General features: G+C 32.4%; 13 protein-coding genes and 3 pseudogenes. 6 read left to right on the top strand and 10 right to left on the bottom strand.

Annotated elements, in window-relative coordinates; translation table 11 throughout:
• Window positions 1-11 precede the first annotated feature (11 nt).
• From ACP3TL_RS10755 to ACP3TL_RS10765, 3 genes are all read right to left on the bottom strand, one after another.
• Window positions 12-380, bottom strand: a complete 369-nt coding sequence (locus tag ACP3TL_RS10755; RefSeq protein WP_002506093.1) for a Na-translocating system protein MpsC family protein — start codon at window positions 378-380, stop codon at window positions 12-14.
• Between the two features lie 202 nt (window positions 381-582).
• A complete protein-coding gene (locus tag ACP3TL_RS10760; protein WP_069832240.1) occupies window positions 583-3,210 on the bottom strand; it encodes a DUF2309 domain-containing protein in 2,628 nt (875 codons plus the stop codon).
• A gap of 1 nt (window position 3,211) precedes the next feature.
• On the bottom strand, window positions 3,212-4,741 hold the full coding sequence (locus tag ACP3TL_RS10765; protein ID WP_285326664.1) for an NADH dehydrogenase subunit 5: 1,530 nt from the start codon (window positions 4,739-4,741) through the stop codon (window positions 3,212-3,214).
• 653 nt (window positions 4,742-5,394) lie between these two features.
• Here ACP3TL_RS10765 and fmdA point away from each other — a divergent pair.
• A pseudogene (fmdA, locus tag ACP3TL_RS10770) lies at window positions 5,395-6,589 on the top strand (formamidase).
• The gene (locus ACP3TL_RS10775) at window positions 6,589-6,855 is read left to right on the top strand and encodes an FmdB family zinc ribbon protein (protein ID WP_285326663.1); all 267 of its coding nucleotides are present in this window, start codon (window positions 6,589-6,591) and stop codon (window positions 6,853-6,855) included. The pseudogene fmdA and the gene ACP3TL_RS10775 overlap by 1 nt, the downstream one beginning before the upstream one ends.
• A gap of 207 nt (window positions 6,856-7,062) precedes the next feature.
• On the opposite strand, the gene ACP3TL_RS10780 is transcribed toward ACP3TL_RS10775, so the two are convergent.
• Both ACP3TL_RS10780 and ACP3TL_RS10785 read right to left on the bottom strand, forming a co-directional pair.
• Window positions 7,063-10,917 carry a non-ribosomal peptide synthetase gene (locus tag ACP3TL_RS10780; RefSeq protein WP_081325275.1) on the bottom strand — a complete coding sequence of 1,285 codons (3,855 nt, stop codon included), beginning with the start codon at window positions 10,915-10,917 and terminating at the stop codon, window positions 7,063-7,065.
• Window positions 10,918-11,121: 204 nt separating this feature from the next.
• On the bottom strand, window positions 11,122-11,760 hold the full coding sequence (locus ACP3TL_RS10785) for a 4'-phosphopantetheinyl transferase family protein (protein WP_069832243.1): 639 nt from the start codon (window positions 11,758-11,760) through the stop codon (window positions 11,122-11,124).
• Between the two features lie 262 nt (window positions 11,761-12,022).
• Between ACP3TL_RS10785 and ACP3TL_RS10790 the strand changes: the two genes are divergently transcribed.
• Window positions 12,023-12,226 (top strand): TM2 domain-containing protein, encoded by a 204-nt coding sequence (locus ACP3TL_RS10790; RefSeq protein ID WP_285336753.1) that lies wholly within the window; start codon window positions 12,023-12,025, stop codon window positions 12,224-12,226.
• A 154-nt stretch (window positions 12,227-12,380) separates the two neighbouring features.
• On the opposite strand, the pseudogene ACP3TL_RS10795 reads toward ACP3TL_RS10790, so the two are convergent.
• The 3 genes and pseudogenes from ACP3TL_RS10795 to ACP3TL_RS10805 all read right to left on the bottom strand — a co-directional run bounded on the left by ACP3TL_RS10795 (window position 12,381) and on the right by ACP3TL_RS10805 (window position 14,793).
• A pseudogene (locus ACP3TL_RS10795) lies at window positions 12,381-12,968 on the bottom strand (undecaprenyl-diphosphatase).
• 211 nt (window positions 12,969-13,179) lie between these two features.
• A pseudogene (locus ACP3TL_RS10800) lies at window positions 13,180-13,884 on the bottom strand (dihydropteridine reductase).
• A gap of 177 nt (window positions 13,885-14,061) precedes the next feature.
• Complete coding sequence (locus ACP3TL_RS10805; protein ID WP_069832244.1) at window positions 14,062-14,793, bottom strand: MerR family transcriptional regulator; 732 nt, start codon at window positions 14,791-14,793, stop codon at window positions 14,062-14,064.
• Between the two features lie 183 nt (window positions 14,794-14,976).
• Between ACP3TL_RS10805 and ACP3TL_RS10810 the strand changes: the two genes are divergently transcribed.
• Both ACP3TL_RS10810 and ACP3TL_RS10815 read left to right on the top strand, forming a co-directional pair.
• Window positions 14,977-17,022, top strand: a complete 2,046-nt coding sequence (locus ACP3TL_RS10810; protein WP_069832245.1) for a heavy metal translocating P-type ATPase — start codon at window positions 14,977-14,979, stop codon at window positions 17,020-17,022.
• A 19-nt stretch (window positions 17,023-17,041) separates the two neighbouring features.
• Entirely contained in the window at window positions 17,042-17,587 is a 546-nt protein-coding gene (locus ACP3TL_RS10815; protein ID WP_277575753.1) for a DUF1541 domain-containing protein, read from the top strand.
• 201 nt (window positions 17,588-17,788) lie between these two features.
• On the opposite strand, the gene mbcS is transcribed toward ACP3TL_RS10815, so the two are convergent.
• Window positions 17,789-19,366, bottom strand: a complete 1,578-nt coding sequence (gene mbcS, locus ACP3TL_RS10820) for an acyl-CoA synthetase MbcS (RefSeq protein WP_069832247.1) — start codon at window positions 19,364-19,366, stop codon at window positions 17,789-17,791.
• Window positions 19,367-19,950: 584 nt separating this feature from the next.
• On the opposite strand from mbcS, the gene ACP3TL_RS10825 reads away from it, so the two are divergent.
• Window positions 19,951-21,372: an MDR family MFS transporter gene (locus ACP3TL_RS10825; RefSeq protein WP_069832248.1), complete on the top strand. Its 1,422-nt coding sequence runs from the start codon at window positions 19,951-19,953 to the stop codon at window positions 21,370-21,372.
• Between the two features lie 124 nt (window positions 21,373-21,496).
• Here the strand turns inward: ACP3TL_RS10825 and ACP3TL_RS10830 are convergent, their stop codons facing one another.
• Window positions 21,497-22,576 carry an amidohydrolase gene (locus ACP3TL_RS10830; protein ID WP_277575752.1) on the bottom strand — a complete coding sequence of 360 codons (1,080 nt, stop codon included), beginning with the start codon at window positions 22,574-22,576 and terminating at the stop codon, window positions 21,497-21,499.
• Window positions 22,577-22,659: the final 83 nt, after the last annotated feature.

Here is a 22,659-nt window from a genome sequence, read left to right on the forward strand (position 1 = left end):
AGTGAATTGTTCTATTCAGCAATTTGTTTTTCAAGGTCATTATGAAGTTTAAAAATCATCACACGTTCACCTGTACGAGAACTTAAATCAGTATGAAAACCTTTGACTTCTTCGCCAGTAATGGATAATACAATGTCATCGAGTGCTTCAATACCTGATTCCACGAGTTTTGAGCGTGTTCTTTTAATTGTTACTAGTCCTTCGTTCGTTTCACAAACTTTATACTCTGCTTGTGTTAATACACCTTGTAAACTCACAATAATCATATCGCGCAATATATCTGTTTTTACAGAAAGAGAGCCGCGGCCAAGGAAGTCTTTTTCCCACTGTGTAATTGCTTTGCTGATTTCAGACTCGTAAGTGCCTTTGGTTGTTTTCATTTAGTATGCATCTCCTGTAGAACCAAAATGAGGTTAAGTTAGATTATTATTTGAATAAAGATAACATTATCATTTTTGCATACTTTTCTCCACAGTTCTACAATATCACCCGAAAAATCATTTATATTTTATTTAATAAATTAAGTACGATAAGATATCGATATGCTCATAGATTTTCATTGACATGACATTCAAATATAGTTTAATAATCCGTTGACCAGTCATGCCATTGGCCATCTTCATCAATCGTTGCTAATCTCACCCAACCGTTTTGTACTTTTTGTTGGAATGCTTTATCCGCTTCTAATCGTTCTTTTACAAAGTTTTCAGGAGCTTGAATCACTACAAGTAAACGTATAGGTGAATGGTACATTTTATCATCTGACGACATCACGGATTGCCAAGGTAAGCCTGTTAACAAGTCACTCGCATTCCCTTGCATAACACCAATGCCAGCTGTCACAGTTTGTGTTGTTTTACTACCACTACCATAATAATGTGGCGCAACTGTAGAAGCATAGTATTGTAAGTTAATCCATTGTGCTACAACTGCAGGCCCACCAATAATATTTGCTAATATACTACCATCTTGGTCGTTTTTCCAATCATAATTATGCAAAAATGCTCTGCCTTGTAAGTCACTGTGCTTTGTTAGCTCACGTTGTCCAATAATAAAGGTAGCATTTTTAGCTAAACCCCACTCTGGTCTTATCTCGCTCCAATCATTTGATAAGCGATGTGCTTCATTGACAGGATCTTTCTTCGTTACATTATTATTTGGTAATTGTTCTAAGCGTTGTTCATTAGCATAATAGCTGACGTTAGGCATTGCTGCTTCAATAGCATCATAAGCTTTTTGTGCCGCTTCTGGTAATTCTGGTACATAAACCCACTCTAATGTATCCACAGAAGTCTGATGTTCTGCAGCTGCAAATACGGTCGTTTCCGGAATTTCAATACCATCGCGTGCTAGCCCTTGTCTCACTTCTGGCAAATTACACAACTGTGCTAATACTTTGCCATTAAAACCACTTGCTGCACCACCACATGCACCACAATCTAACGAGGCAGCATACGGATTATTCGCGCTTTGACTACCATGACCACACATAACAACTAAAGGTGAAAAGTCTGTCGTTAAATCCATTAAGCGTAGCGCTTGGCGTGTATAATTTAACTGTTCATCCTTTGTAAACCCTACAGGCAAACCATCTTCTCTACGATGATGATGATTAAGCGTAAGTGCTGTATCTTCTGGCTTTTGCAACCAGCCTGCATAGAACTTGCGAATCACGTTGCCTACACGATTTGGTATAAAACTGCGTGTAAATGTTTGTAGTGTTAACCACGGACCACTGAGTTCTGGTAATAGTAAACTAGGCAACACGTTTTGTTTCATTTTCTTGAACGTATAAGTGACCGATTCAAGTACATGCTTACGTTGTCGGAAAATAGTTGGTTCTTTTTCCTGTGTATATTCTTTAATTTTATGCTGTGGCTTACTCATTACAGGTAAAGATGGATGACTATGTTGATTTCCAAGTTCATTTTTGGCAATCGGCAAACCAAAGAACCCTGCAATACCTATCGTTTCAAAGGGACCTGCTGCTTCAATTTGTTTACGAAATGGCTCAGAACGTACATCTATACAAAATGCCATTTGTGCAAGTGGCGTGTCATTCTCCAACAACACTTGCTTTTCAGGCGCAATAATCTTTCTTAATTGCTGATTATAAGTTGCTTCCCAAGCCTCTAACAATAATTTACGACGTAATTGATCATTAAACTGAACGGCAAATAACACATGTTGTTGTTGTGCTTGCGTTGTTAATTTGTCCCATTGTTGTGCCGTAAAACCGCCCCATTGCATCCATGACAAAATGCAATCCGTTAATGAAATAGATTGATTCGCTGATGTATCATTTATAGGTAAGTCTGATAAATACGGTTCCATTATTACCCACTCCATGCCTAAACGAAGCGCAAGGTAATCCAATAACAACGACTCCATTTTACTATTATTTTCATGCTGCCATAGCATCATACCTGCCCAACCTGGTAATGATAATAAATGATTCTCTAAATAATTTTGCGTGTCTGCCTCAGCAATACCTAATTTTAACAATGTGGCTCTAATTAATGACTCAGCATCATCAGGTAAAGTCTTCAACCGGGCACGTTGATCTTTCGTTAACGCTGGATCATATTGGATTAAACGTCTCCAAGAATAGAATAGTCCTTTTTCACGATGGGGCATTGTCCACCCTGATTGTGCATCATCAACAAATAACTTACACCACTTAATAACGTGATAATCCACTGTATCGATTAATTTTTTATTATTTTCATCCATTACATACGTAGACAATAACGGCGTTGAGCTTTTGACATCACTTGATAAATCTAAATCCTCTAACTGTTGTGCCAATGCATCGACTTGCCCTTGTACATGATGATTAGATTTTAAAGGATGTAATTTTAAAGCATTACGCCCATATTTCATTGCGTTTTCTCTTGGTATTGCTAATGACGCTTGCTCCAACCACTGTTGGAATCGTTCCTCTATCTTACGCTCGTCTATTTCGCCTTGTTTCTTAGCTTCTAATATACTTGCTATCGCAGGATAAATATCTACTTCTCGCACTTGTTTAAGCCAATGTGCAACTTCATCAAACGTTTTATCCTCTAACCCAGACCACGGACTTCTTGCCGCAAACACTGAAATGGGCGATAACGGGACAATAACCTTACTTGCATCATCAATTAATGTTCGAATATCATTAGGATTGTTTTGTGAAACATAGTCTGTCTCTCTATTTGCTTCCCCCATTTTAGTGTCCTCCTTTTGTTAAATATGTTTTAAGGTAGTTTGGATGACGTTCTACAGTGTCAGCTTTTGCATCCCCGATACGTACAAGCCACATATATAATATTGAAAATGCGACCGATGAACGATTACGTGCGACCCATGTACTCATTAAACTACCAATCAAGAGCATTAAAGCTACAATTACAACGACAAGCATAGGTGGTTGAACACTATTGAAAGTCATCGTATGTAAGGCGCTAGCGAAGAAGTGATGAACGATAAAGTATACCGAGCCAACGACAATGATCATTAATAATCCCATGATACGTCCGAATTTCCCTTCTCCAAATGCAACAAGTTGTGTCCATGATACCGATAATGACCAAGCTAAGATGAGGCCACTCACTAAACGGTAGCCTTCACCAGGAGATGTAAGCCAAAAACCTAAACCAATAACCAAAGCTAATACACGACCTGATATGATCCATAAATATGACATTCTCTCACTAGCACGACTTGGTACATTAAAGTGACGCACCGCCGAACCAGAGCGTAAGAAGAGCGTTGCTTTAAATAAACCATGTAAAATCAAATGGATAATCGCAGGAATGTATGCACCCATTGCACACTGGATTAACATAAAGCCCATTTGTCCAATTGTAGATCCTACTAAAAGGCGTTTATAATCTACATGCACTAAACTTATACCTGCACCAATCAGTACAGAAATACTGGCAAACAATAACAATACGAATGTTGCAATGTCACCATTAAATATCGGTGAAAATCTCGCCAATATGATACCACCCGCATTCACAATACCTGCATGCATAATCGCCGACACCGGTGTTGGTGCTGCGACTGATTCTATTAACCATCTTTGAAATGGAAACTGTGCAGCTGGCACCATAACTGCTAATATAATGAGCATATTAATACCAAAACTTTCCCACGCATTAATTTGAGCTAAATTTGTAGCTGTGAAAATTGAGGTATATTGCCATTCACCTGTTAGTAATGCAATCCACACTACTGCCAACAATAATGCTACCCAACTTAACAAAAACAATTTACCAGTTACTTTTGCAGCAGCTCTTGTCACTTTCCAAGCGCTTGTTAAGCTAATTAATAGCGTTAAACCAAGTAACGTTACGCCCCAACTGATCACCATAATACGCAAATCACCTGTTAACCAAGCCATTGCGGCAAAACTAGTGGTAATTGTAAATAAAGTGAAGTACTTTCTATAACTTCGATCGCCCATTAAATACTGTACACAATAACGTTGAATGATTAAGCCTATGACTAAAACGAAAAAGGCCATTAACCATGCTAGAAAATCCGAATACCAAAATCCTACTTCTATATTTTTCGGTGCGCCTATAAGTCCGATAAATGCTACAAGTGGTGGTAAAGCCACTAAAAATATATGTATGCGCACATACGCCAATGGTATGCGTGAATTTAAAAACATGATGCCACTCAATACAGAAACAATAACAGTGATGAAAAATATTATTAACAGTATTGATACATTAAGCGATGTGAACATATTGGATTCTCCCTTCTTTTTACATTAATTTTAGTGTTACAAAATCAAGCTACTTTTATGTATAACTTAGTATGTTCAGTTATTTTCCCATTAAAAAAAGCCGACAATATACAATAAACCACGGACGGTTTATTACAATTGTCGGCTTCATTACAACGCACTTTTTAACGAAGTGATTTGCTTTGCTACCTTATATGTATGAATTTTATAATCTAAAATATTACATTTAATCTTATATGACGAATGATTTTAACTTTTCAACACTATTCGTACACTTTTTCAATTTGCCAATATGATTATTAACAGCTTGCTAAAGCTTTAATATCGTGAAAAAAGCAGTATTCAACGACTATATTTATTTTTATTTAATATTACAAACATATACTTATTATTCGTTATTGTCAAGAAACACAAACTTCTATAATGAATTTAACAATGCTTTTAATAATTATATATACAGCTTAAAACACGCTATTAATAATTAAAATAACATTCCTTCTTTGCTATATACTTTCTTAGTTTTTAACTTTCTCTTTTCTTATTTATCCATCCACTCAATTTAATTATAATTTTACACATTTTGTGTTATTATTTAATCAACATATTATACAGTCACATTTTATCTATTTAAATTAAGTAGGAGGATGCTTATTATGACAAAAAAGTTATTCAATATTGATTTAAGTAAGAAAATGGACCAACAAGATCACCCTGGACATAACCGATGGCACCCAGATATTCCAGCAGCTTTTTCAGTAGAACTTGGTGAATCATTTCGTATGGAATGTTTAGATTGGACAGATGGACAAATTTCCAATAACGATGATGCAAGTGATATCAAACACGTTAATTTAAACCGTGTGCATGTATTAAGTGGACCTGTTCACATCAATGGTGTTGAACCTGGTGATTTATTAGTCGTAGATATACTAGACATAGGTACATTCCCAGAACACGAATGGGGTTTTAACGGTATTTTTGATAAAACGAATGGCGGAAGTTTTTTAGTAGATCATTATCCAAATGCTCAAAAATCAATTTGGGATTTCAATGGGATATACGCTACGAGTCGTCATATCCCTGGCGTTGAATTTGCTGGTATTATTCATCCAGGAATTAATCGGTGTCGCACCTTCACAAGACATGCTTAATGAATGGAATCGACGTGAACAAGCGTTGGTCGATACTGATCCTAATCGTGAACCTGTATTAGCTAACTTACCCGAAACTGATGCAGTCGTACTAGGTGATCTTAAAGGAAATGATTTTGAACGTGTAGCAAAAGAAGGTGCAAGAACAGTGCCTCCAAGAGAAAATGGAGGCAATTGTGACATTAAAAATTTATCAAAAGGTTCTCGTATTTATTTTCCTGTATTCGTTGATGGCGCCAAACTGTCTGTAGGAGATTTACACTTCTCTCAAGGAGATGGTGAAATCACTTTTTGCGGTGGAATTGAAATGCCAGGTTGGATTGAATTACGCGTAAACGTAATTAAAAATGGGATGGAGAAATACCAAATCAAGAAAAATCCTGCATTTAAACCCGGCCCTGTTATGCCAAATTATACAGACTATATTGTTTTTGAAGGTATTTCAGTTAATGAATTTAACGGAGACCAAACATACTTAGATGCAAACACTGCTTATCGGAATGCTTGTTTAAATGCAATTGAATTCTTAAAAACGCGTGGTTTTACAGGTGAACAAGCCTATATGTTACTAGGATCAGCACCTGTTCAAGGCACCGTAGCCGGTATTGTCGACGTCCCTAATGCCTGTTGTACCATTGCCATTCCCCGGGAAATATTCAAGGGCGATATTTTACCCGAATTGGAGCCTGATGAATAATGCCAAACTACACATATGCATGTCCAAATTGTGATAAATTTACAATTCGTCAATCTATGAATGACACACACGATAACGTTTCATGTCCTGAATGCGGCCATTTATCTAAACGTGTATATACTGCTTTTCAAACTTATGGAATGGACTCAAAGTTAAAAAAACGCATCGAACAAGGACAAAAACCAAAAGTAGTCACAAAAGATAAATTACCACAAAAAAATCAAACAACCACAAACACTGCCAGACCTTGGATGGCCAGCCATTAATCTAAATATTTAATAGTATTTTACTAACACTCTGATCCATCATTGCTTATAATCATAAAGCAATGATGGATTTTTACACTTCAGCCTTCCCTTCATCAACTTAATATATGACATTACTTCCTTCCCCCTAATTTCATTAACCATCCTTAAAAAACACAATGACAATAATCAACAAAAAAATATTAATTTAACTTTTAGTAGATAAAATTAATATTTTGTTAACAATTTTAATAAAACTAAAGAGAATCTATTTTTTAATAAAAGTATAATTTGTGATATATTTATAAAATAAGCAATAAGTAATTTTTCAGCTTCTATCTTACCATCAATATAGATATTATTTGGTTTTTGAGAAATATCTACATCATATTCAGAAAAAGTAATACTATTTTTATCCTCTACGCTACCTGAAGCTACGCTAATTGTAGACATATGGTGAATTTCTTTTTTCTTTTTGTCTTTCGCAAAAGATATTAAATTGTGGATTGATTTAACATTTGTGTTATAAGAAGATTCTTCTGTCGCAAAATGATTTACATTTGCTGCTGCATTTATAATAATATCTATATTATTTACTAAATAATCATAATTACTATTAGAAAAACCTAAATATTTTGATTCAATATCGCCCTCTACAAAATGAATACGGTTCAAATCTTCTGTTTTTAATTGAGAATTAAAGTAATAGGACCAATTGTTATTTAATTTGCTCTCACCGCTTATTTTTTTATTATTTCTCACTAACACATGAATAATTAAATCTTTACGTTCTAATAAATCTTTTAATATATGGATACCTAAGTAACCTGTAGCGCCTGTCAATAATATTTGTTTGTTAGATTTAACGACATCTTTATCAATGAATTTATAATTTTCGTTACTTTGCACTTTGTAATCATTGATTTCTGATATAAAATCACTATTTAAATGATGTTCATTCTTAACATTCGGAAATTTTAATGCGTCTAATTTTGTCATTACATTCATTTCTTCACGTTCAATCAATGCTTTACTTATAGATTCCACTGTCTGTAATTCAAAGATATCTTTAATTGATATATTATATAATTTAGATATTAACGATGTTAACTTTATGGCCTTAAGTGAATCTCCGCCCATTTCGAAGAAATTATCATGAATACTAACTTGATTTACTTGTAATACTGCTTCAAATGCTTTCGCTACAGCGCTTTCTATGTCGTTTGTCGGCGCTACATATACTTTACTTTCAACTTTGATTTTTGGTAAAGCTTTTTTATTCAGCTTTCCATTTGAAGTTACTGGCAGTTTATCAAGTTGTGTCATATATGCTGGTATCATATAATCTGGTAACTTTTGACCTAAAGATGTTTTTAGAGATTTAAAATCAAGTGTGTCATCTGATACTAAATACGCACAAATAGATAATTCATTTTCAACCATCGTTGTCGCAACAACCGCTACATCAATGATATGAGCCTGTTGTCTTAAAACACTTTCAATTTCGCCCAATTCAATACGATAACCACGTATTTTAACTTGTTCATCTATACGACCTATATAACTAATATTGCCGTCGGCATTCCATTTCGCTAAATCTCCCGTACGATATAATTTACCTTTCCCAAACGGGTTATCAATAAATTTCTCTTGTGTTAATTCAGGACGGTTTAAATAACCTGCTGTGACACCCACACCCGCAATACAGAGCTCTCCAGGCACGCCGATACCCATTATATTATTATCTTCATTTAAAATATAAGCTTGAATATTTGAGATTGGTTTACCGATTGGAATTGAGTCATATGTCTTATGATTTTCACAGTCAAAACTTGTTACGTCAACGGTTGTCTCAGTAGGACCATATAGATTTAGTAAGGTAGTATTGTTTTTATTCCCGATAAAATGATTAAAGTCATTAGCTTGTTCAGGTTTCAATGCTTCGCCACTAGCTAAAACATATTTTAATTTCGAAATGAACTGTGAGTTGTTCGTAGATTTAATAAAATTGACGAACATATTTAACATCGAAGGCACGAAGTGAACCATCGTTACCGCGTAATCTTCTAATAATGCAGTTATTTTTTCAGGGTTGCCTTCTTCTCCAGATGGTAGTAAAACAATTTGACTACCAGCCATAGCCCAGCCAAATATTTCCCAAACTGAAACGTCGAAAGTATAAGGCGTTTTAAATAATATTGTATCGTCGCCATCAACATTATATTTATTTATCACCCAGTTCAAACGGTTCATAACGCCTTCACTATGTGCCATAACGCCCTTCGGTTTTCCAGTTGTATCTGAAGTATAAATCACATACATTAAGTTAGACTTATCTGAAATTTGTTTTAAATTAGAAGTTGGAAATGTTTCTGATTTTGTCTCTTTAGTTAAATCAATTACTTTATTTTCATATTTTATAGATTCATCTAATACTCGATCTGTTAGTAAAACCTTCGGTTGACTATCTTCTAAAATATAATTAATACGGTCAATTGGGTAATTAGGATCAATTGGAACATAAGCGCCACCCGCTTTTAAAATTCCATAAATACTAATAATCGTTTCAAGTTGTCGATCCATAATTAAACCAACTAGACTGTCAGCTTCCACACCTTCATCTCTTAATTGATAAGCAAGCTGATTCGCACGGATATTTAACTCATTATAGCTTAAACGTTTGCCTTCATACGCAACCGCTGTTTGATGAGGCGTTTTTTTCACTTGCTTTTCAAAACGTTCAACAAACGTTTCCGTATTATTTAAACTCACCTCTGTGTCATTAAAGTCGTTTAAAATGGTATGTTTTTCGTTTTCATCCAATAACTCTATATTTTTAATCTTTTTATTTGGATTTTCTATTATTTCTTCTATGACTTTTAATATTATCTTATGCAGGTCTATAATTTCTTTCTCATTCACAACAGCACTTTGATAATCATAATCTACAATTAAAGTATCTTCTCTATTCCTATTACTAATATTTACAGTTAATGGTGCGTTATTTGAGCCATTTTCTATCCATTCATCTGAATAACCATTTTTTATAATTTCATAATTGTGTTGAGTGTTTTGATAAGAAATCAAACAGTCTAATAGTCCTTTTTGCCCACCACTATCTTCTACTATATTTCTATACGGATATTTTCTATGTTTTAGTATATTGAAACTTTCATATTTTGTTTGGGTTAATAAATCAAATATAGAATAATCACTAGAGACATCAATTATAATTGGCAACGCCCTTGAAAACACGCCATTAAGCCCTTTTTCTGCTTTTTTATTTTTATTATGCATTACTGACCCGACTGAAATTTTTTTCGATGGTGTTTTTTTATATTTTATAATAATCATAATGGAAGAGAATAAATTATTAATACTTATATTATTTTTTTCACAAAAGTCTTGTATTCTATGGGTTTCTATATCAGAGAAACTATAACTTTTTCTATTACTCAGACCATTATTTTCACTATTATTTTCGAATAATTCATTATCTTCTAAATTTTCAACCTTTTTCAACCAGAAATGTTTATCTTTTTCAAACCTTTTAGAATTTTTATATTCTAATTCTTCTTTGATGTAATTAAAATATGTAGACTCTATTTGCTTGTTATTAGTTCCATTAATTAAATATTTACATATTGTATTGATAGCTACTGTCAAACTCCATGCATCTGAAATAACATGATGTTCCAGCAAAAGTATTCCGGTTTTCCCAGTAGGTAACCTCATTATTTTAAAGTCAAATAAGTCCTTATTTTCAAAAAACAGGTTTTTACGTGCCTGTTCATTAATCCATTCATCATACCCTACTTGATTATTCATAAAGTCAATAAAATCAAAATTTCTATCTTTGTGTTCAGTAATATATTGTTTATATTCACCTTTCACTTTTTTCATTTTAATTCTATAGCTCTCATGTGTTTTTATTAGATTATTTAATGCCTTTTCTATTTCTTCTATTTTAACTTCAGGTTTAATATAAATAATTCCTGGTATATTATTAATGCTATTATTTTCATAATATTCTTGTACCTGAATAATTTCGGTCTGTGCATCTGATAAAGTACTTGTTTCCATAATTAAACCCCCTTTTTTTATATCTTAAGATTAACATATTTTTTAAAAAAATAACCTTTTATAACTTTTATTATTATAATAATAAAAGTTATAAAAGGTTATAAATTGTAAATATTTTGTAATTTTTTTATTAAATCATAAATTATTATTAACTTATAGTAAATGATTGTAAAATTATTCCCAAACAGCTCTCCTACAATGATTTTATAAGTGTTTTTCTATATTTTTATAGGTTACAAACTCAATTTTAGGTGTAACTATATTTTCACAACAAACAGCTAATTTATAATTTTCTATAACATCTAACAATAAAAAATGGTTTGTAATTATTTCGTTATTATATATCAACTCAATATTGTGTTTAATATCAAAATATAAACCTTTTCCTATAAATTTGGTATAACTTTCTTTTAAACACCAAAAAGAAAAGAAATTCTCTTTGTTATTGCTCATCATAGCGCGTTCATTAGCATGTGTAATATCACCAAATAGATTCTTATCTATATCATCTATTTGCTCTATATCGACGCCTACTGGCGAATCAGAGATATAACAAGCCGCCCATTCATTTGAATGAGATAAATTAAAATGTACGTTCTGTGATTTTAGTAAATATGGCTTGCCATACTCATTTTCCTCAAAAATAAGTTCTTCTAAAGAAAAACCATAATCTTTGATCAGTGCATAATACAATAACAATTCACTGATCAAAGTAAGCACTTTATCATTTTCAACATGTAAATTATGAATTCTATTCTGTTTGTCACATTTGATATGATTTAAAAACCGGTTTTGTATAGCATCATAGTTTAAGTCATTTACATTTATTAAATATAACTTCATCTATTTGCTCCATTCTATATAGGTTCACGATATATCATTATTAAAAACTTTACTCATACATGAACATTATTAAAAATATTATATTATTAGTATTATAGTAACATATTAAAATATTTTTAATGTTAAAGTTTTTAATGATTTTTAAAACTCTAAGACCTTATTATATTAGATATATTTGTTATTCAAGTATAAATAGTCAAAACATTATGTATACCACCATTTATATTGTATAGTGCGTATAAAAGAGTCAGGAGATGGTTTAATGAAAGTTAACAAAATAATTTATATGCTATTAGCCTTCTTTCTAGGTGGATTAGGCGTCCATAAATTTTACTCAAACAAAAGAAAATTAGGGATATTATATTTTGTATTTTGTTGGACTGGTATTCCTGAAATCATTGGTATCGTAAAAGCGATTTTAACTGTTTTTAAAAAGTCGGATAGTAATGGAGATATAGCAGTATAAAGCAATTTAAAATTTAAGATACTGGATAATCTACTCATATAAAAATAGCAGTGAAGACCTCTATCATTATAGATTTCTTCACTGCTATTTTAGTATATTTTCTTATCTTCAGAAATTTTATATATTATCGTGCCGTATTATTTATCTATACGCTTTATTTTGATATTTTTGATAATATGAACGTTTCTCCTCTTTCATATATTTCTAAAAGTTTTTTAGTTAGCCTTATATGAGGAACGATCCAGAAAGAAAATACTGCCGAAAACGTACCTAAAATTGCGCCTACCAGTATATCTGCCGGATAATGTACACCAACCCAAATCCGTGAAATTCCTACAAGAAAAGCTAATACTAGCCAAAAATACCTTAAGTTTTTTTTGAAAAGCAGAAACATGATACATATAGCAAAATATTGTAGTGCATGATCACTTGGAAATTAATTATCTATTTCATGTCCAATAAGTTGATTAACATTTGATAATTCTGCAAATGGTTGATTATTTGAATATACTTTCCCTATAATATCTCCTAATAACTCTGCGACTACAAAAGCAATGATTGCACTAATGACCATCATTCTATTTTGTTGTTTTCGAGTAAACCAATATATGATAATACTTAAAATTAAAAAATACTCCATGTATTTAGCTAAAAAAATCATTACTGGATTTAAAAACACCAGTTGTTTACTTAATTCGTTAAACACCCTAAATAGTTCAACATTTAATTCTGATAAATTGATTCAAATCATTCCTTAATTATTTAATTTTATTAAATATAGTTTATACTGACCTTCAACTATACCAAAATAAAATATTAAAACAATATATATAAAATATTGTTGAAAATTACTTTGAAATATAAAGAAACGATTTTTGAATATATCCAAAAATATATAACAGACCTTTGGCTTGAGGCATTACAATATTTTAATTTTATAGCAATTTAAGCATTTATATTGTTAGGAATTCCGAGCGTTGTTTCTCACGCTTATCAATTACAATTTGTGATGTTTTAACACCTAACTCAAATAATTTTTCAATATTTTGAGTTACGAATTCATCGCTACCTACTATATAAAATAAAGCATTTTTATCCATTGCAATATTTTCTAATTGCTCATATTATGATGCTCTGCTATCCACAAATTGTGATGTGAATTTTTTATCTGGTACAGATTTAAATATATCTGTAAATAAGAATTCTTTAGATGAATCAACATTTATAGAATGTATTTTATTAACATTTTCAGCGTTCTCTAAATATTTAAGTACTATTGGTCTATATGTCGCTAAGCCAACACCCGAAGATAGTAAATACACATTTTTATTTTCTCTTTTTAGTGGAATATTTGAATGTGTTTTAAAAATCGCTACTTCTTGGCCAACTTCTAACTTATTTAAAATGTTTTTAAATTCAGAACATTGTTTTCTTATTCTTGTAGTAATTCCAATTATATTCTCGTTAGGAACAGTAGAAATCGACATATGGCGAACTAAGCTTTTATTTGGTTTTTCGCCTTCATTAAAACCTTTTAATCCCATGTGCGTGTGAGAGCCCTCTTCCCAAGTAAAACCCTCTGGACAATCAAGTAAATACGTTTTAATTTCAGACGTCTCATTAATAATCTTATTTATTTTAGTCCAATATATCTGCATTTATATATTCTCCTCATCATTTACAATTAAATCTATTTATATAATATACTTCAAATGATAATAATTATCAATTAAAGGATGTTACTGTTTATTGAAAATCATTTTGCAGAAGTAATTTTCGCTATATTTAAAGCGTGAACAGAAAATAAATGTTTTCTGCTCACGCTTTTCCATTAATTAAGAGAATTTTTCAACCTCTTTTAATGTTTCTATACAATGATATTTTTCGTTACAGTTTGGACATTTTAATTTTCTAGTCTTCGATGTATGCGCAGCTAACATCCATTTTAATTTTTTAGGTTTGAATTTAAAATGGCAATTCGGGCACATGTATAATACTGAATTAAAGAATTTGTTTGTTATTGTAATCGCACAAATAATAGCTAAAACAAAAGATATCAAAAATGGTAAATAACTTTTTATAGCAAAACTTATTGATATACCTATTAACTGGACTAATGTCCCTAATCCACCCACCAAAAATAGTTTTCGATATAACTTGCTAATATTTTCATTTTTATTCATAACATCTTCTATGTCTAATAATTTTTGTATCGGTGAGTTAGATGTTTCAGAAATCATACTTTTAACACGTTTCAAGTTATTAAGCCTTTGCTGATCTTCTTTTATGCGTTGTTCATCATCCTCTATCTTTTGATTTAATAATAAATATATTGACCTCAAATCTTCATCACTATTAATTAGCTTATTAATATCTTTTAAATTGAATTGCATATTTCTTAAAGCTATGACGATTTGTAGTTTTTTAACTTCTTTTTCTGTATAAACTCTGTAGTTATTATCCTTGACATAGGATGGTTTGAGTATTCCTTTTTTATCATAATATTGAATAGTTATAGTTGTAATAGAAAAAAGGGCAGCTAACTCTCCTGTTGAATATATAGACATAATTTTCACCTCCTACTTTATTTAATAAACTATTACCCTGAGTAACAGTCAATATAAATAAACATCTTCATTATATTTTTCACCAGAATCTTTATTAAAAGTCGAAACATTTATACCCCTATAAGGTATGTGTTATACTAAAATCATCTTATTACAAATTCGATAAATATAGGAGGTTTTATTATGGAACATAATGATAAACACCATAATCATGATGCTCATAGTCATCACGAACACGAGAACCATGCCAGTCATGATGGTCATGCGCATCATCATCACGGCAATTTTAAAACTAAATTTTTTATTTCTTTAATTTTTGCAATACCTATTATTATTCTATCACCAATGATGGGTGTTACATTGCCATTCCAATTTTCATTTCCAGGTTCTGATTGGATTGTATTAATCCTTGCTACAATTTTATTCTTTTACGGTGGCAAACCGTTTTTAACAGGTGCTAGGGATGAGATTTCAACTAAAAAACCTGGAATGATGACGCTAGTTGCTTTAGGCATTTCAGTAGCTTATTTTTATAGTTTATATGCTTTTTACATGAATAATTTTACCGATTCCTCAACACACACAATGGATTTTTTCTGGGAATTAGCGACTTTAATTTTAATCATGTTGTTAGGTCATTGGATTGAAATGAACGCAGTAGGTAATGCAGATAATGCATTGAAAAAAATGGCAGAACTGTTACCTAATACTGCAGTTAAAATTGCAGATGATGATCAACGTCATGAAGTTAAAATTGATAACATCAATATTGATGATGTTGTTGAAGTTAAAGCTGGGGAAAGCATACCTACAGATGGCACAATTACTCAGGGTGAAACATCAATTGATGAATCATTAGTTACTGGTGAATCAAAGAAAGTTGCTAAAAAGTATAATGATGACGTTATTGGCGGTTCTATCAATGGTTCAGGAACAATACAAGTTAAAGTTACAGCCACTGGTGCAAATGGCTATCTCTCCCAAGTTATGGGACTTGTTAATCAAGCGCAAAATGATAAATCAAAAGCCGAGCTTCTCTCAGATAAAGTAGCAGGTTATTTATTTTATTTTGCAGTCAGCGTAGGGTTAATTTCATTTATTGTATGGATGCTTATTCAAAATGATATCGACTTCGCACTTGAAAGACTTGTTACTGTATTAGTTATTGCTTGTCCTCACGCATTGGGTTTGGCAATTCCATTAGTTACAGCACGCTCTACTTCTATAGGTGCACATAATGGCTTAATCATAAAAAACAGAGAATCTGTAGAAATTGCCCAACATATTGATTACGTTATTATGGATAAAACAGGAACACTTACTGAAGGTGATTTTACAGTAAATCACTATGAAAGTTTTACTGATGAATTCCATGACGAGATCATATTGAGTCTATTTGCTTCATTAGAAAGTAGTTCTAATCATCCACTTGCTACTGGAATTGTTGATTTTACTAAAGGTAAAAACATCTCTTATGCTAATCCTGAAGAAGTTAATAATTTACCGGGCGTAGGATTAGAAGGCACAGTTGATAATAAAACACTCAAAATAACGAACGCTTCTTATCTCGATAATAACAATCTTAAGTACAACAAAGAACAATATACTCATCTTGCTCAACAAGGTAATTCTATTAGTTATTTAATTCATAACCAACAAGTTATTGGCATGATTGCACAAGGCGATAAAATCAAAGAAAGCTCAAAACAAATGATTTCAGACTTATTATCAAGAAACATTACACCAGTGATGCTTACTGGTGATAATAAAGAAGTTGCAGAAACAGTTGCTAAAGAATTAGGAATTAACGATGTTCATGCACAATTAATGCCCGAAGATAAAGAAAATATTATTAAAGCATATCAAGGTAAGGGCAGTAAAATTATGATGGTCGGCGATGGAATCAATGATGCTCCCAGTCTTATAAGAGCAGATATTGGAATGGCGATAGGCGCTGGAACAGATGTAGCAGTCGAATCAGGCGATGTCATACTTGTTAAAAGTAATCCATCCGATATTATCAAATTCTTGACACTTTCTAAAAACACTATGAGAAAAACAATTCAAAATTTATGGTGGGGTGCAGGATATAACGTTGTAGCTGTCCCTCTCGCAGCCGGCATATTAGCTTTTATAGGTTTAATATTATCGCCTGCTGTAGGTGCAATACTCATGTCGTTAAGTACGGTTATCGTAGCAATTAATGCTTTTACATTAAAATTAAAATAACAGCTAGGAGTTTTAAAATATGTATAAAAAATTAGGATTTATTATATTAGCATCAGGATTAGTATTGTCAGCTTGTTCAAATGGAAGCGAAGAAGATAAAAACACTAAAGATCAAAAACAAGAAGAACATATGGAACACAAAAGTGAAAGTAAAGTTCCAGACGATATGACAAGTACAGATGATAGTAAATTTAAAAAAGGTGATGAAGTTACTATTACAGTAGGACACATGCCAGGTATGAAAAATGCGGAAGCTACTGTAAAAGGTGCTTATGAGACTTATGCTTATGTCGTAAGCTATACACCTACAAATGGGGATGAAAAGGTAAGTAATCATAAATGGGTTGTTAATGAAGAAGTTGCCGATGCCCCTGAAAATGGCTTTAAGAAAGTTGATACAGTTAAATTAGAAGCTGACCATATGCCAGGTATGAAGGGCGCAGAAGCAAAAATAGATGATGTAAATAAGACAACTGTTTATGTAGTTGATTATAAATCAACTGAAAATGACAAAATGGTTAAAAATCATAAATGGATGACAAGTAACGAACTAAAATCGCGCTAAATTAAATTATCCTTTTAGACTTTTTAAAATCTAACCGCGTTTTGCATTCCCATTACTTTCGATATTATAGTACAAATGATACAACGTAATAAAAAGATCAAACACTTTTTCAATAAAAAAATAAACCTGTCAATATCATCAAAATTACTCAATGATATTGACAGGTTTTTTTATATACTAAGCATTTTTAAGATTAATCAATTATGATTGTTTCTTTTTCTCAGCGTCTCTTAATTCGATACGTCTAATTTTACCTGAGTTGGTCTTAGGTAAGTCTTCGACAAACTCGATGGCTCTTGGATATTTATATGGCGCAACATCGTGTTTGACGTAGTTTTGTAATTCTTTGATTGTGTCTTCATTACCAGTTACGTCATCTTGTAAAATAATAAATGCTTTAACGATGTTCCCTCTAATTTCATGCGGGCTCGCAACAACAGCACATTCTTTTACGTAAGAATGTTTCGTAAGTGAATCTTCAACTTCGAACGGCCCTATTGTATAACCAGAACTAATAATGATGTCATCTTTACGACCTTCAAACCAGAAATAACCATCTTCGTCTATTTTAGCTAAATCACCCGTCATAAAGTAGTCACCATTTTGTGGTTCTGCTGTACGTTCTGGGTCTTTATAATAACCTTTGAACAATGCAGGTAAGTCTAACGGCACTGCGATATTACCTACTTCGCCTACTTCAGATAGTTCGCCATCATCATTAATGACAGTTACATGACTGCCAGGGATTGCTTTACCCATTGAACCAGGACGGCTCTCTGTATCTTTTAAAAATCCAATCAGCAATGTACTTTCTGTTTGGCCATAACCATCTCTTACTGTAAGATCAAAGTTTTCTTGGAATTTTTCAACGACTTCTCTATTTAATGGTTCACCTGCAGACACTGCACTATGCAAATGTTCTAAATTATAATCTGTTAAATTAGAAAGTTTTGCCATCAATCGATACTCAGTCGGTGTACAACAAAGCGCATTAATTTTATTATCTTGTAATAATTGTAAATATTTTTCAGCATCAAATCTTCCATTATATACAAAGGCAGTTGCTCCTGATCCCATAATTGATAATAATGGGCTCCATACCCATTTTTGCCAACCTGGTGCAGCAGTTGCCCAAACAACATCGTCTTCTTTAATACTCAACCAATGTTTCGGTGCCATCTGCATATGTGCATAGCCCCAACCATGTGAATGGACAACAGCTTTAGGATTACCAGTTGTGCCAGACGTATAAGATAATAAAGCAATATCTTCACGAGAAGTTTCAACAATGTCTAATTGATCCGTTGAATTTGCTTTTTCATCTTCAACTGACATCCAACCATCTTCTTGACCGCCAACAATAAACTTAGTTAAAGTGTCGTATTCTTTGACCGCTTTAAACTCATCAAGGGCATCTGAAATAACTACAATTCCTTTTACTTCACCATGTGTAATTCTGTATTGTAAATCTTTCGTACGTAACATTTCAGAACTAGGGATAATAATGATACCTAATTTTAAGGCAGCAAGATAAATCTCATATGTTTCAATGCAACGCGGCATCATGATGAGCACTTTGTCACCTTTTTTCAAACCATATTTTAAAAACATATTACCCACTTTATTCGCATTTTTGATAAGGTTGGTATATGTAATTTCTCTATTTTCTCCTGTTTCATTTTCAAATATTACAGCTTTTTTAGATTGATCTACTGTAAATTTTTCGATTTCGCTCACTATGTTATAAGTTTCTGGAGCGATCAAATCTTGTTTATCCATTATTTACTCTCCTTTTATTTGAACATCTATAATCTGTACAATTGTACTTTAAATGTATAGATTACTGATTACTTATCCAAATACTTTCCAATAATTTAATGATAATTTTAAACTTATTACATGTAAATAGATACGATTATGACTTAAATGATTTATTTACTTATTTATTATAGCAAAAGTGACCCATAGATAGATATATTTTAAATTCAGAATAATTAAAATATTTTTGCAATATCATTTTTTATTTACTTATTAATTCTGAGAAAAGCTCGATTAAGCACTTTATAGAGTTCTGAAATTAATCTATATAATTTATGTTAACTCCTAATTTTTCAACTTTATTTATATTTCCCTTCATATAAATAGAGTTTATTTTGACATTAGCTACAATAAAAGTGTAGTATTTCATACGTAGCATTACAAATGTGTAAATAACTATGAAAATTATACGCACTATTTCAAAATTATTAAAATAGATTGAGAAATGGTCCCTGTTCACCAATTATCGGATGTATTATTTTTTTAAGCTCAATCACTAGATTGAAAATGAGCTTAGTGTTAAAATTTTTAGATGTGCAATTTTTATGAAAGAAGTGAGTCTATTGACTGAAACAGGAGCATTCCATGTTGAAAAAAGAATCCCCTTATTTATCGTATTACTATCAGGGGCCTTTATTACAATTTTAAACCAAACATTACTTGGTACAGCTTTACCCCCTATTATGAACGACTTACAAGTATCTGAAAGTACGGTACAGTGGTTACAATCTATATTTATGTTAGTAAACGGTATTATGATACCTGTTACAGCATTTTTAATTCAACGTTTTACATCAAGACAGTTATTCTTAACCGCCATGAGCATTTTTGCAGTAGGTACTTTAATATGTGCTGTTGGACTAGATTTTTCAATGTTATTAATCGGACGTGTCTTACAAGCAGCAGGTGCAGGTATCATGATGCCACTTATGCAAACAATCTTATTCTTACTTTTCCCTATAGAAAAACGTGGTACGGCAATGGGCTTATTCGGATTAGTCATTGCATTCGCGCCAGCGATTGGACCTACGCTATCAGGTATTTTAGTAGAGCATCTCTCATGGAGAAGTGTCTTCTACGTCGTATTCCCAATTGCAGTTGTTATTATCGTCGCTTCAATTTTCCTATTGAAAAACGTTACAGAAACTTCAAATCCAAAACTAGATATCGCATCAGTCATTCTATCTACACTAGGTTTTGGAGGACTCTTATATAGTTTCAGTTCTGTTGGAGAAGCCGGATGGGGTAGTGTACAATTTATCTTACCATTTATCATTGGTATTATTTCATTGGTTATATTCATTCGTCGCCAGTTGAAACTCAAAGAACCTATGCTTGAATTTAGAGTGTTTAGTTACAGCGTTTACACTCTAGGTACAGCATTAAGTATGTTCGTATTTGGTGTATTAATCGCTTCAAATATTATCTTACCGTTATATATGCAAAATATGCTTGGTTTTTCTCCATTGGAATCTGGTTTAGTATTACTACCAGGTGCAATTGTGATGGGACTTATGAACCCAGTTACAGGTGTGTTATTTGATAAATTTGGTGGTAAATGGCTCGCTCGTATCGGCTTACTCATATTAGTCGCTTCAACGATACCCTTTACAATGCTCACAGCGCATACAACCTTTACTTATCTTGCGACAGCCAACGCAGTGCGTATGATATCACTTGCAATGGTTATGATGCCTATGACAACGTTAGCGATTAACCAATTACCGAACAGCCTCATTGCTCATGGTACTGCCATGAATAATACATTTAGACAAATGGCCGGCGCAATCGGTACAGCATTATTTATTACATTAATGTCTGTTTCAGCCATCCCTAGTGAAGGTATGGAAGGTATGATTCATGGTGTAAACGTAACATTTATGGTTGCTACTGGTATATCAGTCATCGCACTATTGTTATCAGCAAAACTTACAGATGAAACAAAACCATCTCGCAGAACATTGTAATCAGTCATCTAATAAAAAAGTTCATTAATATATTGCTTTGTTAACTGGTCGCCTTTTTAGCATGCATTACTTTCATTGCAAACATTAATATCATCGAACAATGAATAATTTAATTCAAACATCATTATTTCGGGTCTAAAAGTCTGTTAATTGCAATTTCACCCACTGCTTTTGCTGCAACTAATAATGCATCTTCATTCACTTCAAACTTAGGATGATGGTTCATATATGGTTCTTCAATACCTTCTGGTTTGCAGCCAACGATGAAAAATGTTCCTGGTATTTCTTTTAAATAATACGCAAAATCTTCAGAACCTGAAACTGCTGGTATTTCTACAAGATGTTCAAAATAGTCATTCTTACTTGCTGTTAAAATATCTACTACTTGTTCTGTTTGTTCTGGATGATTGTAAAGTATCGGATAACCAAATTGGTAATCTAAATCATACGTAATATCAAAACCTACTGCTACACTTTTTGCTACTTTTTCAATCTCTTCATACATAAATTGCTCTAAGTCATCATTAAGATAACGTGCTGTGCCTTTGATTGTTACTTTGTCTTGAATAACATTAGCTCCACCAGGTGCATCAAACGCACCCACTGTAATTACACCCATCTCTGAAGGATCAATACGTCTAGATACAATTGTTTGGAGTGTGTTTACAAAATTGGTTCCTGCAATCAAAGCATCATGTGTTTTATGAGGACTTGCAGCGTGTCCCCCTAAACCTTTAATTGTTAATGTAAATGTAGAACTTCCAGCAAAAGCATTACCTTTATTATATCCAATTACTTCTGGACCTACTACAGGAACGACGTGAACGCCATATATTTCATCCACATCATTTAATGCACCAGATTGCATCACTTGTTGTGCGCCACCCGGAGGCATTTCTTCAGCATGTTGATGAATGATTTTAATTGTACCTGAAAGTTCTGCTTTCATTTCAATTAATGCATCTGCTAATCCCAACAAATACGCGGTATGTGCATCATGGCCACACGCATGCATCACCCCTTCATTTGTTGACTTAAAGGGTACCTCTACTTCTTCTTGTATTGGCAACGCATCAAAATCAGCGCGTAATCCTATTGTTTTGCCAGGTTGTCCCCCTTTGATTTCTACAATAATTGCGTTACTACCTAGAACAGGTTGCGTAACCGTCACTTCTTTCAATTTGTTTGTAAATACTTTAACCATTTTAAAAGTTTAAATCTTAAAGAAGTTTAATACAAAAATAAATTACTGTTTTATGGAATTTTACATTTTTAAATATTTAATGA

This window comes from Staphylococcus caseorum (assembly GCF_049943195.1).
Lineage (GTDB): Bacteria > Bacillota > Bacilli > Staphylococcales > Staphylococcaceae > Staphylococcus > Staphylococcus equorum_A.

Coding starts and splice junctions, on each gene's coding strand:
- ACP3TL_RS10780 (WP_081325275.1), bottom strand. CDS start 10,917: ATGGAAACAAGTACTTTATCAGATGCACAGACCGAAATTATTCAGGTA.
- ACP3TL_RS10785 (WP_069832243.1), bottom strand. CDS start 11,760: ATGAAGTTATATTTAATAAATGTAAATGACTTAAACTATGATGCTATA.
- ACP3TL_RS10775 (WP_285326663.1), top strand. CDS start 6,589: ATGCCAAACTACACATATGCATGTCCAAATTGTGATAAATTTACAATT.
- ACP3TL_RS10760 (WP_069832240.1), bottom strand. CDS start 3,210: ATGGGGGAAGCAAATAGAGAGACAGACTATGTTTCACAAAACAATCCT.
- ACP3TL_RS10815 (WP_277575753.1), top strand. CDS start 17,042: ATGTATAAAAAATTAGGATTTATTATATTAGCATCAGGATTAGTATTG.
- ACP3TL_RS10810 (WP_069832245.1), top strand. CDS start 14,977: ATGGAACATAATGATAAACACCATAATCATGATGCTCATAGTCATCAC.
- ACP3TL_RS10765 (WP_285326664.1), bottom strand. CDS start 4,741: ATGTTCACATCGCTTAATGTATCAATACTGTTAATAATATTTTTCATC.
- ACP3TL_RS10825 (WP_069832248.1), top strand. CDS start 19,951: ATGAAAGAAGTGAGTCTATTGACTGAAACAGGAGCATTCCATGTTGAA.
- ACP3TL_RS10755 (WP_002506093.1), bottom strand. CDS start 380: ATGAAAACAACCAAAGGCACTTACGAGTCTGAAATCAGCAAAGCAATT.
- ACP3TL_RS10790 (WP_285336753.1), top strand. CDS start 12,023: ATGAAAGTTAACAAAATAATTTATATGCTATTAGCCTTCTTTCTAGGT.
- ACP3TL_RS10805 (WP_069832244.1), bottom strand. CDS start 14,793: ATGTCTATATATTCAACAGGAGAGTTAGCTGCCCTTTTTTCTATTACA.
- ACP3TL_RS10830 (WP_277575752.1), bottom strand. CDS start 22,576: ATGGTTAAAGTATTTACAAACAAATTGAAAGAAGTGACGGTTACGCAA.
- mbcS (WP_069832247.1), bottom strand. CDS start 19,366: ATGGATAAACAAGATTTGATCGCTCCAGAAACTTATAACATAGTGAGC.